The 15,571-nt window shown below is 67.6% G+C and carries 11 protein-coding genes; 7 read left to right on the top strand and 4 right to left on the bottom strand.

Going from position 1 to position 15,571, the window contains the following annotated elements:
- Nucleotides 1–20: 20 nt before the first annotated feature.
- From AC1RTO_RS16975 to AC1RTO_RS16965, 3 genes are all read right to left on the bottom strand, one after another.
- Nucleotides 21–1,109, bottom strand: a complete 1,089-nt coding sequence (locus AC1RTO_RS16975; RefSeq protein ID WP_493161967.1) for a lipocalin-like domain-containing protein — start codon at nucleotides 1,107–1,109, stop codon at nucleotides 21–23.
- A 174-nt stretch (nucleotides 1,110–1,283) separates the two neighbouring features.
- Nucleotides 1,284–3,617, bottom strand: coding sequence for a TonB-dependent receptor (locus tag AC1RTO_RS16970; protein ID WP_493161966.1), 2,334 nt, complete (start codon nucleotides 3,615–3,617; stop codon nucleotides 1,284–1,286).
- An 81-nt stretch (nucleotides 3,618–3,698) separates the two neighbouring features.
- Nucleotides 3,699–6,104, bottom strand: coding sequence for a TonB-dependent receptor (locus tag AC1RTO_RS16965; protein WP_493161965.1), 2,406 nt, complete (start codon nucleotides 6,102–6,104; stop codon nucleotides 3,699–3,701).
- 267 nt (nucleotides 6,105–6,371) lie between these two features.
- Here AC1RTO_RS16965 and AC1RTO_RS16960 point away from each other — a divergent pair, with 267 nt between their 5' ends.
- The 7 genes from AC1RTO_RS16960 (at nucleotide 6,372) to AC1RTO_RS16930 (ending at nucleotide 14,239) form a co-directional block, all read left to right on the top strand.
- Nucleotides 6,372–7,358, top strand: coding sequence for a phosphotransferase family protein (locus tag AC1RTO_RS16960; RefSeq protein WP_493161964.1), 987 nt, complete (start codon nucleotides 6,372–6,374; stop codon nucleotides 7,356–7,358).
- A 29-nt stretch (nucleotides 7,359–7,387) separates the two neighbouring features.
- Nucleotides 7,388–8,650 carry an acyl-CoA dehydrogenase family protein gene (locus AC1RTO_RS16955; protein ID WP_493161963.1) on the top strand — a complete coding sequence of 421 codons (1,263 nt, stop codon included), beginning with the start codon at nucleotides 7,388–7,390 and terminating at the stop codon, nucleotides 8,648–8,650.
- A 59-nt stretch (nucleotides 8,651–8,709) separates the two neighbouring features.
- The gene (locus AC1RTO_RS16950; RefSeq protein ID WP_493161962.1) at nucleotides 8,710–9,612 is read left to right on the top strand and encodes an SDR family NAD(P)-dependent oxidoreductase; all 903 of its coding nucleotides are present in this window, start codon (nucleotides 8,710–8,712) and stop codon (nucleotides 9,610–9,612) included.
- Nucleotides 9,613–9,632: 20 nt separating this feature from the next.
- The gene (locus AC1RTO_RS16945) at nucleotides 9,633–10,862 is read left to right on the top strand and encodes a cytochrome P450 (protein ID WP_493161961.1); all 1,230 of its coding nucleotides are present in this window, start codon (nucleotides 9,633–9,635) and stop codon (nucleotides 10,860–10,862) included.
- A 62-nt stretch (nucleotides 10,863–10,924) separates the two neighbouring features.
- Nucleotides 10,925–12,727, top strand: a complete 1,803-nt coding sequence (locus tag AC1RTO_RS16940) for a flavin-containing monooxygenase (RefSeq protein ID WP_493161960.1) — start codon at nucleotides 10,925–10,927, stop codon at nucleotides 12,725–12,727.
- Nucleotides 12,728–12,869: 142 nt separating this feature from the next.
- Complete coding sequence (locus AC1RTO_RS16935; protein ID WP_493161959.1) at nucleotides 12,870–13,517, top strand: TetR/AcrR family transcriptional regulator; 648 nt, start codon at nucleotides 12,870–12,872, stop codon at nucleotides 13,515–13,517.
- 77 nt (nucleotides 13,518–13,594) lie between these two features.
- Nucleotides 13,595–14,239 (top strand): TetR-type transcription factor C-terminal domain-containing protein, encoded by a 645-nt coding sequence (locus tag AC1RTO_RS16930; RefSeq protein WP_493161958.1) that lies wholly within the window; start codon nucleotides 13,595–13,597, stop codon nucleotides 14,237–14,239.
- A gap of 50 nt (nucleotides 14,240–14,289) precedes the next feature.
- Here AC1RTO_RS16930 and AC1RTO_RS16925 read toward each other — a convergent pair whose 3' ends face one another.
- Nucleotides 14,290–15,543 carry an acetyl-CoA C-acetyltransferase gene (locus tag AC1RTO_RS16925; protein ID WP_493161957.1) on the bottom strand — a complete coding sequence of 418 codons (1,254 nt, stop codon included), beginning with the start codon at nucleotides 15,541–15,543 and terminating at the stop codon, nucleotides 14,290–14,292.
- Nucleotides 15,544–15,571 lie beyond the last annotated feature (28 nt).

The raw sequence follows: 15,571 nt of genomic DNA, 5'->3' as shown, positions 1-15,571 counted from the left end.
TGGGTGGATCGCGCGGGCGATCAGGGGAGGATGCGCAGGCCCCAGTCGACGCCCCAGGGGTTCATCTCCGCAAAGGCCTTGCCCGTGGCGGGCTTGCCGCCGAGCGTGCCGGTGACGCGGGCAGGCCCCTCGTAATAGAATTTCTGGGTGGCCGGCGCGTGCAGCTCGGCATCTTGGATGATCGGCACGATCGTGATCGCGCCCTCGGGCAGCGTCACCTTCCAGCTCGCCGGATAGGTGTAGCCGGTGTTCGGGCTGCGCCAGCTGCCGATGCGTTCGAGCACCATCTGGCTGGCGGGGATCGGCGTATAGGTGCCGTTGGCGGTCTTGACCCCGATCGCATGATCGATCGTGCCGTCGCCCTTCTTGAAGAAGCTGAGGTTATATTGCGTGTCGTCGTCCATCGACACGCCGAACCAGGTCCAGCCGCTGTCCGCCTGGCCGGGCGCGCCGGTCGCCCATTCGTGATCGTACCAGGTGGTGCCGGTGACGCGGATCGGCACGCCATGGTCCCAGACCGTCCCGCTCGTCTTGTTGACGTTGAACGAATAATACGGCGACTTCCACGTGCCGTAGGTCTCGACGCCATTGACCCCGTTGAGCGTCGGCGGCTGCGTCGCCTGCGCGGTCAGGTCGATCGCATATTGCAGGTCGGTGCGGCTGGCCTTGGCATAATAGGCGCCCATCGAGCCGCCCATCCGGAAGCCGAGGACGTTGAGATCGAACCGGTTGGCGCCGGTGGTGAACGGCCCCGGCAGGACGCGCTTTTCGAACTTGAACGTGCCGCGGGTGAGATCGGAGATGGCGAAATGCGCGTCATAGACCGGCGGCAGGCCGGCGACGGGGGCGATCTGGAAGACCACCATCTCATAGGCATAGGAGCGTTTGGCGCCGGCCGGATCGGTGCCGTCGAGGAAGCCGGTCATATACCACCATTCCGCCGGCTGGCGGTGCGACGCTTCATCCTTGGGCAGGACGATGCCGGTCTCGATCGGGGGGAAGCTGCCGATTGCCTGGGCGACCGCTGGCGCCGGGCCGGCGAGGTTCGCGAGCAGGGACGCCGACAGGGCAAGCGCGCAAGCGAGCACGCGCGTAAGCACGGGTTTCATGGCCAGCCTTCTCCTAAAGCCTTGGTTGTTCTGCTGTTCGTCGTGCGCTTCGCCGCCTGTTCCCCGTCGGTCGCGGGGCGTGTCGTCAGGCGACTCAGCGTCGCATAAGATGGCAAGTGTCGCACACCGTCTATAATAGTCAACACTGACCAGAAAAATTACGGTGTCGGTCGGTCAGTATCGGAACTTCGTCCGCAGGCCGAAGGTGCGGGGCGGGGCCAGGTAGGCGTTCTCGGTCGTCCCCTGCAGCGGCGCGAGAAAGGCCGCGTTGGCGTAGATCCGGTCGGTGAGGTTCTGGCCCCACAGTTCGAGGCGGAAGCCGCCGTCGGCGATGTCGACGCCGAGACTGGCATTGAGCAGCGTCACCGGCGGACGGGCGATCCGGCTGGAATTGTCGAGATATTCGCGGCCGGTATATTGGACCTCGACCCGCCCGGTCAGCGCCAGCCGGTCGCCGAGCGGCTGGTCGAGGTTGAGCGAGGCATTGCCGCCCAGCCGGGGCACGAAGCGCACGCTCTGCCCCGACAGCATGGCGGACAGCGACGGATCGACGCCGTAGCGCGCATGCGGCAGCCACGTCCCGTCGAGGTTGAGCGTCAGGGCATGACCGATCCGGATGCTGTTCTCGAGCTCCAGCCCGTAGGTTTTCGCCGAACGCGCGTTGAGGACGGTGAACTGGACGCCGATGAACTGGGCGACCTGAAGGTCGGACACCGTGTTGTAGAAGATCGCGACGTTGGTGTGGGCGCGGTGGTTCAGATAGCTGAACTTGCCGCCGAATTCGAACGCGTCGACCTTTTCGGGGCGGTAGATCGGCGACAGCGGCCTCGCCCCGGCGACGATCGCCGGATTGTTGGCGGCACCGCCCGCGCCATTGGCGTCGAGGATGACGCCGCCCGCCTTGAACCCGCGATTGTAGGTCAGATAGATCATCGCGTCGCGGCTGAAGGAATATTGCGCGCCGAGCGTCCCCGACAGCGCGCGATCCGTGGTCGCGACGTCATAGGCGGGCGCGGGCATCAGGCCGAGGACGCGGAACGTGTCGTCGGGCCGGTTGCGGTAGAAGCCGTTGGCGAACGCGCCGCGCTTGCGCTCGATCGAATAGCGCAGGCCGCCGAGCAGCTTCCACCCCTTGCCGAGGTCGACGTCGGCATGCGCGAACAGCGCATAGGATTGCGCCGATTCGGTCATGACCTCGTTCGACCACAGGCCCGGCGCCGCATAGACCCGCCCCGCACCGAGCAGGGTGTTCCAGAAGGTCTGCGCCTGGCTGCCCCAGCGCAGGTTGCGGCCGAGATCGAGCCGTTCGTCCGAGACGAAGCCGCCGAACACGTAATCGGCATGCAGCGCGGCCGATTTGCCGTTGAAGGTCAGCTCCTGCGACAGGAAGCGGCTGGCGAAGCGTTCGTCGAGGTTAAGGATGTCGGCGCCGGAGAAATCGGCATCGCCGTTGCGCTGGTCGATCGCGAACTTGCGGATCGCCGACACCGATTTGAGCGTGTCGTCGCCGACCGCGAGCGTGGCGAGCAACGTGCCACCATAGTCGCGGACGACCTGCCGGCCCGGGTTGCTCAACACCTGTTCGAAATCGCCCAATCGGGTCGACGGCGTGCGCAGTCCGCGCGCGCGGATCAGGCCGTCGATCAGCGGCTGCACCGCGCCCGGGCTGTAGCTGGAGGTCGCGAAGCAGCAATGGCCGACGCTCTTCGCATCGTCGCCGATCAGCTGGAACGACAGGCGGTCGGACGGTTCCCACAGGATCTGCGCCTTCACCGCATGCGAGGCATTGTCGGCGATGGCGCGGCGGTCGTTCGGATCGGTGTAGAAGCCGTCGGTGCCGCTGTAGAGGCCGGCGATGCGCACCGCGACGGTATCGGACAGGCCCGCACCCACCGCGCCCCGGACCGACACCGTCCCGTAATTGCCGACCGTCCATTCGCCGGTCGCGGCCGGCGTCGCCTCCGGCCGGGTGCTGGTCAGCAGCACCGCGCCCGCGGAGGTGTTCTTGCCGAACAGCGTCCCCTGCGGCCCGCGCAGGATCTGGAGCGAATCGATGTCGAGGAAGTTCTGCATCACCGCGGCGGCACGGGTGCGATAGACGCCGTCGACGAAGATGCCGACCGCGCCTTCGAACGCGCGGCTGGTGCCGGTCGTGCCGAGGCCGCGGATGATGACGTTGGCCGAGGAGGCGCCGTTCGCCTGCGAGCGGAACTGGATGCTGGGCGAGAGGCTCTGGATGTTGGTGATGTTCTCGACATGCGCCTGCGCCAGCTGCTCGCCGGTCGCCGCGGTGATCGCAATCGGCACGTCCTGCAGCCGTTCGCTGCGGCGCTGCGCGGTGACGACGATATCGCCCGGCTCCGCCGCCGTGCCGGCCGCAGGCGTCGCCGCCTGTTGTTGCTGCTGCTCGTGCTCCGGTCGTTGCTGGACGGGCCGTGCCCATGATGGCGCCGGCATCAGCGCGAGCAGCGCCACACCCGCCAGCCCGTAGCTGCGTGTTGTCGTCACGGTAAGGAACCCCCGTTCGAGATAGGATGGAATGTGCTTGCCGGCCGGCGGGGGAGGGCGATCCCCTCCACCCGCCGCGGGTCAGTAGGCGAAGCCGATCGTCGCACCGATCGTGCGCGGCATGCCGGTCTGGCGGACCAGCGCGTCGTTGATGCGCGTGGCCGAGGTCCAGTACCAGCTGTCGGTGACGTTGCGTCCCCACACGCTCAGCCGCCAGCCGTCCTTCTCCACCCCGGCGCGCAGGTCGAGCAGCGTGTAGGACGGCACCTTTTCGTTGTCGTTGGGGATGAAGCCCGAATAGGTCTTGCCCTGCACCGCGACGTTGCCGCCCAGGAACGCCTTCGCCCCGCCACCGATCGACCAGCGATATTGCGCGTCGAGCGACCCCTGCAGTCTGGGCACGAGCGGGAAGGCCTGGCCGCCGAAATCCTGCGGCTGGCCGAGATAGTCGAAGTTGAGGAAGCGGCCGCGCACCTTGGTATCGATGTACGACAGCACCGGGTTGATCGTCAGCCCGGGCACCGGCCGCCACGCCGCCGACAGCTCGACGCCGGCGACGCGCGATTTCGGCACGTTGATGAGCTTCAGCAGCGTCCCGAACGCGATGTCGGCATAGCGGCCGATCGTCTGCTTGTTGCGATAGTCGTAGTAGAAGGCCGCCGCGGTCAGATCGAGCGTGCGGTCGAACAGCGCCGTCTTCACGCCCGCCTCATAGGCGACCACCTTTTCCTGCGTCACCGGATCCATCTCCGCCTGGGTGGAGGCGATGATCGTCGGGAAGCTGCCCGCCTTGTAGCCCTGGCTGACGTTGGCATAGAGCATGGTGTCCGCCGACGCCTTCCAGTTGAGGCCGACCCGCCAGCTGACATTGTCCTCCTTCAGTCTGTCGGTCCGGCATCCCATCAGGAAGGTCGGCGCCGCGCCCAGCGACAGGCAATCCTTTAGCCCCGGCGTCTGCCCGCTCGGCGTGAAGACGCCATAGGCCGCGCGCAGCTGCGCCTGCAGCAGGGTGAAGAAGAAGGCGGTGTTGCCGTTCATCCCGTCGAAGGCCTGGCCGAAGAAGTCGCGCGTGGTCTTCGTGTAGCGTGCCGAGCCCTGCAGCTTGAGCGTGTCGGTGACCGGATATTCGACGTTGCCGAACACCGCGCCCGACTCGATCGTCTGGTCGGTCCGCTCGAAATTGCCCGGCAGGTTGAGGATGACGAGCGGCGAGACGGACAGCAGCACCTGGCTGAACGAGCCATGCCGGTCGAGGATCTGGAACTGGTCGAACACCGTGTCGTGTTCGTAATTGCCGCCGAACATCCAGTTGCCGCGGCCGCCGAACGTGCCGGCGAGCCGCGCCTCCTGATACCAGGTCTTCACGTCGCCCTGCTGGACGGTCGAATAATCCTCGAAGGACGTGCCGTCGCCCTCGACCGGCTGGTCGCGCTTGAAATGCTGATAGGAGGTCAGCGTCGTCAGGTTGACGTCGTCGGTGATGTCGTAACCGAGCTTCAACGAGGTGAACACGAACGAATTGCGCCGGTGATAGTCGACGCCCCGGTCCCAGTCGGCGTAGCGATTGTCGTGCGGCGCGGTGGGATAGGCGATCAGCCCCGGTTGCATCAGCGCGGTCGCGCCCGGCGTCAGCACCTGCAGCCCGAAGAATTGCGGTGCCGGCGTCTCGCCATGGTCGCGCCAAGCGCTGACGTTGAGGCTGGCGTGGAAGCGGCTACCGGGGTTCCAGTCGAGCAGCAGGCGGCCGTTGAGCAGGTCGCGTTCGCCGAGCTTGGCGCCGGTCGTGTAGCTCTTCTGCCACGCGCCGCCCTGGCTGACCTTGAACGCGGCGCGCGCCTTCAGCGTGTCGGTGACCGGGCCCGACAGGAAGCCCTCGACATCGACCGCGCCGAAGCTGGCGTAGCTGAGCTGGCCACCGGCGCTGAGCTGGTCGGTCGGGCGGGCGGCGATGAAGTTGATGAGGCCGCCGGTGGAATTCTGGCCGTATAGCGTGCCCTGCGGCCCCTTGAGCACCTCGACCCGCTCCAGATCGAGCGCGACGCCGATCGTTTCCGGGCTGAACGGGATCGGCACCTCGTCGCTGTAGACGGTGACGGTCGGCGCGGCGGATAGCGTGGTTTCCTGATAGCCGATGCCGCGCAGCGTATAGACGTTGGCGCCATAGGGCGTCGGGTTGCTGGCGAAGCCCGGCACGACCTTCACCAGATCCTGCGGCGCGGCGACGCCGGCGTCGATCAGCGACCGGTTCGACAGCGCCTGGATCGACATGCCGACGTCGCGGATGCTCTCGCTGCGCTTCTGCGCGGTGACGATGATGTCGGGGGCGTCGTCGGCGGTCGTGGTGGCGGCCGGTGTGGCGGCCTGCGTGGTGGTCCGGGCGGGCGTCGGCGCGGCGGTCTGCGCATAGGCGCCGGTCGCCGCGGTCGCGGCTACGCAGACCCCGAATGTGATGCGGGACACCGTCCCCAGCAAAGCCCTTTTCGACATATCCCCTCCTCAGGATTTTTCGTTCGACGATCGTGGGGGGCGGTGCGGCCCGGAACCGTTTTGCCGGTTTCTCAGGAAGCGCTTTACCTCACTCGCGCTCTTAACTACACGTATAAATACGAAGCGGATAGTGGTTTGTGCATCCTATATGCGGATACGTGGACGACGGATTCACGAGGGGATTTAGTGCGATGCGCGATTTATCCCGGATGAATCAGTCATCTACGACCAGAATAAGCGCACAGGCGGAGGGGCGGACATATTCCTATGCAAGCGGCACTCGAAAAATTTCTGGCGACGGCGTTGCCCGGCGCGCCCGCCCTGCTGGCGATCGAGTCGATTCCCGGCGGCCAGTCGAACCCGACCTTCTTCCTTACCTATGGCGAGCGGCGGCTGGTGCTGCGCAAGCAGCCGCCCAACGCCTTGCCCTCCGCGCATGCGATCGATCGCGAATATCGGGTGATGGCGGCATTGGCGGGCAGCGCGGTGCCGGTGCCGGAGATGGTGCTCTATTGCGACGATCGCGCGGTGATCGGCACGCCCTTCTATCTGATGGAGCGGATCGAGGGGCGGGTGTTCAACGATCCCTCGCTGCCCGGCGTGTCGCCCGCGGACCGGCGCGCGATGTATCTGGCGATGGCAGATACGCTCGCGGCGCTGCATGCGGTCGACTGGGCGGCGTGCGGCCTCGCCGATTTCGGGCGGCCGGGCAATTTCTTCGAACGCCAGGTCGGCCGCTGGACGCGGCAATGGCAACTGGCCGGGGGCGCGCCGTCCGCGGACATCGATTTCCTGCTCGACTGGCTGCCGCGCAACATTCCGGCGAGCGACGTCACCACGATCGCCCATGGCGATTTCCGCATCGGCAATCTCATCTACCACCCCAGCGAACCACGCGTCGTCGGCGTGCTCGACTGGGAATTGTCGACGCTCGGCCATCCGGCGGCGGACGTCGCCTATAGCGCGCTCGGCTGGCACCTGAACGCCGCCGATTACATGGGGATCGCGGACCTCGACCATGCCGCGCTCGGCATCCCGGACGAGCGCGACTATCTCGACCGCTATCGCGCTGCCGCGGCGCAGACGTTCGCGGTCGCGCCGTTTCACACCGCTTTCTCGCTATTTCGCCTCGCGGTGATCTTCGAAGGGATCGCGGCGCGCGCGCGGCAGGGCACCGCCAGCGCCACCAATGCCTCCGACGTCGGCCGGCTCGCGGGACGCTTCGCGAGCCTCGCGGTCGAACAGGTCGCCTGAGCCGCGCCCCTCATTCCAAAGGATATCCCATGGACTTCGAATATACGCCGCGCGTCGAGGCGCTGAGGGGCCGGATGGCGGCGTTCCGCGACACCTATGTCCTGCCGCAGAACCGCGCCTGGGCGCATGCGACCGAGGCGGGCCGCTATCCGGCCGAGATCATGGACCCGCTCAAGCAACTGGCGCGCGACGAGGGGTTGTGGAACCTGTTCCTGCCCGCGCTGCGCGACGACGAGCCGGGCACGCGGCTGACCAACCTCGAATTCGCGCCGCTCGCCGAACAGATCGGGCGAATGCCCTGGTCGGCGGAGGTGTTCAATTGCAGCGCGCCCGACACGGGCAACATGGAATTGCTCCACCTGTTCGCCACCCCCGACCAGCGCAGCCGCTGGCTGGAACCGTTGCTGCGCGGGGATATCCGGTCGTGCTTCGCAATGACCGAACCGGACGTCGCCTCCGCCGATGCGACCAACCTCGAAACGCGCATCCGCCGCGATGGCGACCATTATGTCATCAACGGCCGCAAATGGTTCACGACCGGCGCGCTGCACCCCAATTGCCGGATGTCGATCGTGATGGGCGTCACCGACGACGATCCCGACGCATCGCCGCACGCGCGCCATTCGATGGTGATCGTGCCGATGGACACGCCGGGCCTCACCATCGTGCGCAACGTGCCCGTCCTCAACCATCTCGCGGTCGAGGGGCATTGCGAGCTGCTGTACCGCGACGTGCGCGTGCCGGTGAGCGATCTGCTCGGGCAGGAGGGGGCGGGGTTCGCGCTGGCGCAGGCGCGTCTGGGGCCGGGGCGCATCCACCATTGCATGCGCACGATCGGCCAGTGCGAACTGGCGCTCGACCTGATGTGCGAGCGCGCGCTCGAACGCCGCGTCTATGGCCGTTACCTGTCCGATTACGCCAATATCCAGGACTGGATCGCGCTGTCGCGGATCGAGATCGACCAGGCGCGGCTGCTCGTGCTGCGCGCCGCGTCGGTGCTCGACCGGCTCGGCAACAAGGCGGCGAAGATCGACGTGTCGGCGATCAAGGTGGTCGCGGCGGGATTGCAGACGCGGGTGATCGATCGCGCAGTACAGGTGTTCGGCGCGATGGGGCTGACCAACGACACGCCGCTCGCCGGCTTCCTCGGCTGGGCGCGCGCGCTGCGCTTCGTCGACGGGCCGGACGAGGTGCATCTGCGCATGATCGCGCGCAACGAGATCGGCCGGATCAGGCGCGATCCGGGTGCGCGCGCGCTCTATTACACGCCGCCCGTCGCCGATCGCGTCTAGCCATTCACTAATAGTCAGTATAGACTACTAACAACGATAGAACGGGTCGGACGGACTCGATGGCGAAGGAGCGGAGCGGCATGGACATGCGCGGCAAGACGGCGTTCATCACCGGTGGTGCGAGCGGGATCGGCCTCGCCATCGCGCAGCGTTGCGCGGCGGAGGGCATGACGCTGCTGCTCGCCGATATCGAGGAGGGCGCGCTGGCGCGGGCGGCCGACGGTCTGCGCGCCGGCGGTGCACGCGTCGTCACCTACCGGCTCGATGTCGCCGATCTCGACGGCTATCGCGCGGTCGCGGCGCAGGTGATCGCCGATCACGGCGCGCCATACCTGCTGGTCAACAATGCCGGGGTCGCGTGGAAGGCGCCCGCCAGCGCCGCGACGCCAGAGGACTGGCGCTGGACGATCTCGGTCAACGTGCTGGGGCTGGGCTATGGCATCAGCCTGTTCGTGCCCGCGATGATCGCCAGCGGCGCGCAGGGCTATGTGCTCAACACCGCCTCGATCACCGGGCTGATCGTCTCGCCGGGCGGATCGGCGGTCTATTCGGCGAGCAAACATGCCGTGGTCGCGATTTCCGAAACGCTGGCGCACGAACTGCGCCCGCTCGGCCTGCACGTCGCGGTGCTGTGCCCGGGCAGCGTCGCGACCAACATCACCGACGCCGACCGCAACCTGCCCGACCATGTCGCGCACGATGCGCTGACCAGCGCGGCGGCGGAGGAGCGTGCCTTCACCCGCTCGTTCGTCGACAACGGCCTCACCCCCGCGGCGGTCGCCGATCAGGCGTTTGCGGCATTGGCGGCGCGGCGATTCTACATCCTCACCCACCCCGAATATCGCGACGAGATCGCGACGCGCCACCGCCAGATCGAGGCGGCGGTGCGCGGCGAACCGGCCAGCGACGTCGCGCTGCTCACGCTGGCGAAGCAGATCCTCAATCTCCAGCCCCTCACCTGATGTCCGCGAAAGGCCCTATGATGACCGCTGTCCCCGACGATCTGCCGCGCGGGCTGGAACTCACCTCGCTGTCCCCGACGTTCCGTGCCGATCCGCATGCCGTGCTGAACGCGGCGCGCGGTAAATGCCCGGTGCTGCACGACGGGGTGCTGCGCGACTATGTCGTGCTGTCGGCGGAGGTCGGGCGCAAGGTGCTGGCCGACCGCCAGCTGCCGAGCGACCCGCGCAACACGGTGGAGACGTCGACGCGGCGGCTGCGCGGCGAGGATCTGACGCGCGATCCGCCGATCATGTTCATGGACGATCCGCTGCACAAGCGCGTGCGCGGGCTGGTCGGCCGCGCGTTCAACGCCGAGCGGATCGAGCGGGCGCGGCCGCGCGTCGCGGCCTTGTGTGGCCAGCTGATCGACGCGGCGGGCGGGAGCGGCGGGTTCGATTTCGTCGACGCGATCGCGCGCCCGCTGCCGACGATCACCATCGCCGACATCCTGGGCATCGATTCGCGCCATCACGACGATTTCAAGGTTTGGTCGGACCGGATGGTCGCCGCGATGCTCAACCCGCTCGCGCCGCCTGCGGTGAAGGAGGAGGGGGCCGCCGCGGCGGTCAGCCTCTACCAATTGTTCAGCGCGGAGATCGCCATGCGCCGCGCCGGCGCGATGGACGGCGACGACCTCATCACCGCGCTGATGACCGTCGAGCATCAGGGCGAATGGCTGAGCGATCCGGAGATCGTCGAACATGCGCAGGTCCTGCTGATCGCGGGCAACCAGACGACGACCGACCTGCTCGGCACGACGCTGTGCAACATCTTGCGGACCGGGGACAGCTGGGCGCGGCTGGTCGCCGATCCCGGCCTGATCCCCAATGCGGTGGACGAGGCGATCCGGTTCGAACCGCCGATCTTCTCGACCGACCGGATCGCGGCGGACGACATGGAACTGGGCGGCGTCGCCATTCCCAGGGGGCATCAGATCTCGGTCATGCTGACCGCGCTCAACCACGATCCGGCGGTCAATCCCGATCCCGGCCGGTTCGACATCGCGCGCAAGCCGGTAAAGCATTTCTCGTTCGGTGGGGGGCGGCACACCTGCCTCGGCGCGCCGCTCGCGCGGCTGGAGGCGCAGGAATTGCTGAAGGCGATGGTCGCCCGCTTCCCGACGCTGGTCGCCGATCCGGCGCACGCGCCGGTCTATACGATGAATCCCGGCTTTCGCGGGCTCGACAGCTTTTGGGTCAAGCCCGCCTGAACCACCAAGACGCCACGACCCCGCCCGCGTCGGTCGGCCGCGGGAATGACAAGGAGCTGGATATGTCCGTTGTTGATGCCGGGGCGCCCCCGGTCGATCTCGAGGGCCTGCGCGCCCGCTATCGCGAGGAACGCGACAAGCGGCTGCGCACGGATGGCGTCGACCAGTATATCGGGACGGGCGGCGACTTCTCCTACTTCGCCGACGACCCCTATGTCGCGCGCGTCGAGCGCGCACCGGTGGTGCGGACGTGCGAGGTGGCGATCGTCGGCGCGGGCTTCGGCGGTATCCTGACCGCGGTGAAGCTGAAGGACGCCGGGATCGACGACGTGCTGATGATCGAGAAGGCCGGCGATTTCGGCGGGACCTGGTATTGGAACCGCTATCCCGGCCTCGCCTGCGACATGAAGTCCTACGTCTATCTGCCGCTGCTGGAGGAGACGGGCTATATGCCGCCGCGCTCCTATGCGTCGGGGCCGGAAATCCGCGCCCATGCCGAACGGATCGTCGACCATTGGTCGCTGCGCGGGCGGGCGCTGTTCCAGACGCTGGTGACGCGCGCCGAATGGATCGAGGCGTCGGGCCGCTGGCGGGTGTCGACCGATCGCGGCGACGTGATCGAGGCGCTCTATCTGGTCGCCGCCAACGGGCCGTTGTCGCGGCCGAAGCTGCCCGGCATCCCCGGCATCGCCGACTTCGCGGGCCATACCTTCCACACCAGCCGCTGGGATTATGCCTATACCGGCGGCGGCCCCGACGGCGACCTCGCCGGGCTGAAGGGCAAGCGCGTCGCGATCGTCGGCACCGGCGCGACCGGCATCCAGTGCATTCCCCACCTCGCCGCACACGCCGACCGGCTCTACGTCGTCCAGCGCACGCCGTCGGGCGTCGACGTCCGGCGCGAGGTGCCGACCGATCCCGCCTGGGTCGCCTCGCTCCAGCCCGGCTGGCAGCAGGAATGGATCGACAATTTCAACGCGCTGACGTCCGGCGCGCCCGCCGAACGCGACCTGATCGAAGATGGCTGGACGTTCCTGTTCAAGAAGATCGCGGCGGCGGCGGCGACCGCCAGCGGCCCCGACGCGATGCTGCAGATCCTGCATGCGGCCGAGGTCGCGGATGCCGAAAAGATGGAGGAGATCCGCGCGCGGATCGACGCGATCGTCGCAGACCCCGCCACCGCCGAACGGCTCAAGCCGTGGTATCGCCGCTTCTGCAAGCGACCGGTGTTCCACGACGGCTATCTGGAAACCTTCAACCGCGACAATGTCACGCTGCTCGACACCGACGGACGCGGGGTCGAGGCGGTGACCGCAACGGGGATCCGCGTCGGCGGGGTCGAATATCCGGTCGATTGCATCGTCTTCGCCTCGGGCTTCGAGGTCGGCACCGATTATGTCCGCCGCGCGGGCTACGACATCGTCGGTCGCGACGGCCTGTCGTTGCAGGACAAATGGTCGCGGCGATTCTCGACCTTCCATGGCATGCACGTCCATGGCTTTCCCAATCTGTTCCTCCACCAGAATGCGCAGGCGGCATTGCCTGCCAATTTCTGCCACGGCCTCGCCGAAGGGGCGAAGGCGATCGCGGCGGTCGTCGGCCATGCCGGCCGGTCGGACCATCCCGTCGTCGAGGCGACGCAGGCGGCCGAGGACGCCTGGGTGGCGCATTGCGGCGCGGTGGCGGCCAACCTCGTCCCCTTTTTCGCGGAATGCACGCCGGGCTATTACAATCTGGAGGGCAAGCTGACGCAGGAGGCGGCGCAGGGATTCGGCTATGGCGCGGGCGCCGCGGCCTTCTTCGCGCTCAAGGACCGGTGGCTGGCGGACGGCCAGTTCGACGGGCTGGTCTTCTCGATGCGCTGAGGCGGGCCGCCATCACGGGGAGGGCAGGGCCGATGCCTATCGGAACAAAGGAAATTCCGTCCGTCGCCGCGCCGATGGATGGACAGCGGCGCCCGCGCCTCCCTACAATGGCGACCAGTCGCGACCGTCCGGGATGAATGATGTGCCTGCCACGCCTGTTGCCCCCAGCGGCGAGCGAAACGTCGCGACGCGCGCCCGCGGCAAGGCGACGCGCGACATCCTGCTCTCGAGCGCGATCAAGCTGGTCGCGTTGCAGGGCTATGCCGCAACCACGACGCAGGCGGTCCTCGACGATGCCGGGGTCAGCCGGGGGTCGCTGCTGCACCAGTTCCCGACCCGCGACCTGCTGATGGTCGCGACCGCCGAAGAGGCGATGACGCGGATGCTCGCGGCGGTGGAAAGCGGGCTGTTGCGGCATAGCGACCTGTTGAAGGGGATGATGGATTTTCCCAGCATCCTGTGGCGGGTGCAGACCGACCTGCCCGCGCGTGCCTTCACCGAGATCCAGCTCGCCAGCCGTTGGGACGTCAGCCTCGAGGAGGGGCTGCAACGCGCGATGCACGCGGTCAGCGCGCTGGCGAGCGGCAAGGTGATGCAGGTGGCCGAGCAATTCGCGATGACCGATGCGATGGGGCTGCTCAACGAGGTCTATCTGCTGATCGCGGCGACGCAGGGGCTGGCGATCGGGCGCGACCTGACCGGCAACAAGACGCTGGCGACCGCGTCGCTGGCGCTGCTGAAGGAGCGGTTCGTCGTCGCGCTGCGCAGCCGGTTGCCCGTTTCCTCCTGATCGCGGGATGCCATTCATCGCTTGGCGCGCCCCGTCTTTCGCGATAGATTGGTTCATCAATCGGTTAAGGAATGAACGTGCGGGGCAGGAAGGCGATCGATCAGGACGTGGAGGCCCCGGCGTCGGGCCGCGCGCGATTGCTCGAGGCGACGAGCGCGGCGATGCGCGAGGCGGACAATCTCGACGTGCCGCTAAGCGACATCGCCGCCAAGGCGGGGCTCAACGCCGCATTGGTCCGTTATTATTTCGGCGGCAAGGACGGCCTGCTGCGCGCGCTGCTGGAGCGGGATACCGAGAACAACCTTGCTGAGCTGGAGCATCTGCTCGCGATGGACATCCGCCCGTCGAAGAAGCTGCGCTATCACCTCGCCGGGCTCATCAACACCTATCACAATTACCCCTATCTCAGCCGCTTGATGATCAAGCTGTTGCAGGAGGGGACGGAGGAGGAGCGCCAGCGGATCGCCGATCGCTTCCTGAAACCAATCGCGGCCGCTTACGAAGTGATCGTGCGCGACGGGCGGGCGATTGGCGAATTCCGGGACGTCGATCCGAAGCTGCTCTATTTCAACGTGATCGGCATGTGCGATCATCTCTTCTCGTCGAGCGTGTCGCTGAAATATTGCTATGGCATCACCGTCGTCGACGACGCGCTGAAGCGCCAGTATATCGATCAGGTGGTGACGATCTTCCTGAAGGGCGTGCTCACCGACGACGCTTGACCGGCGGGGCGAGCCCGCCGCGTCCCAAAGTGCGATCCGCCCGCCGGGCGCTACATCCGCTCGACGATGATCGCGGGTGCCATGCCGCCCGCCGCGCACATCGTCACCAGCCCGCGCCGGAGGCCGCGGCGTTCCAGTTCGTCGACGATCGTGCCGATCAGGATCGCGCCGGTCGCGCCGATCGGATGGCCGAGCGCGATCGCGCCGCCGTTGACGTTGACGCGCGACCGGTCGAGGCCGAGGTCGCGGATGAATTTCTCGGTGACGACCGCGAACGCCTCGTTGATCTCCCACAGGTCGATGTCGTCCACGCCGAGGCCCGCCTTGGCCAGCACCTTGCGCGCGGCGGGGACGGGGGCGTTGAGCATCAGCGTCGGGCAGTCGCCGACATTGGCGGTGGCGACGATGCGCGCGCGCGGCGTTAGCCCGTGGCGGCGGGCATAGTCGGGCGAGGCCACCAGCAGCGCGGCGGCGCCGTCGACGACCCCCGACGAATTGCCGGCATGGTGGATGTGGCGGATCTCCAGATCGGGATAGCGGGCGTTGACCAGCGCGCGATAGGTCGTGCCCACTTCGTCCACCGCAACATCGGCGATCGCCGCGAACGATGGGCGCAACGCCGCCAGCCCTTCGGCCGTCGTCGTCGGGCGGGGGAATTCGTCGTGGTCGAGCGCGATCGTGCCGTCGGGATTGTGGACGGGGACGAGGCTGCGCGCGAACCGGCCCTCCGCGATCGCGACGGCAGCACGCTGCTGGCTGTCGAGCGCGAGCGCGTCGACGTCCGCGCGCGTGATCCCCTCGATCGTCGCGATCGCGTCGGCGCAAACGCCCTGATGCGATTGCGGATGGCGCGCGCGCAGCCGCAGATTGCCCGCATCCATCATCATCGGCGGTTCGCCGCGTGCCGCCTCCTGCGCGGCCATCGCCGCGGTCAGCGACATCATCTCGGTCCCGCCCGCGATGATCGCCTCCTCGAAGCCCGATGCGATCATGCCCGCGGCCAGGCTGACCGCGGTGATCCCCGACCCGCAGAACCGGTCGAGCGTCACGCCGCTGACGCATATGTCCAGTCCGGCGTCGAGCAGCGCCATCCGCGCGAGGTCATTGCCCTGCGCGCCGCGCTGCGCGCTGGTGCCCCAGATGACGTCGTCGATCGTCGCGCTGTCGATCGCATTGCGTTCGACCAATGCCGCAAGGACGGTGGCGGCGAGCACCTGCGGATGCAGGCCGGCGAGCGCACCCTTGCCCGGCTTGCCAATGCCGCGTGGGGTGCGGGCGGCGTCGATGATCCATGCGTCCGACATGCTGTGCTGTCCTGTGTTCGTGCGTTGA

The organism is Sphingomonas sp. GW821-FHT10F09 (assembly GCF_058809195.1).
The sequence above is the reverse complement of the archived record's forward strand: the minus strand, read 5'-3'. Positions and strand labels throughout refer to the sequence as shown.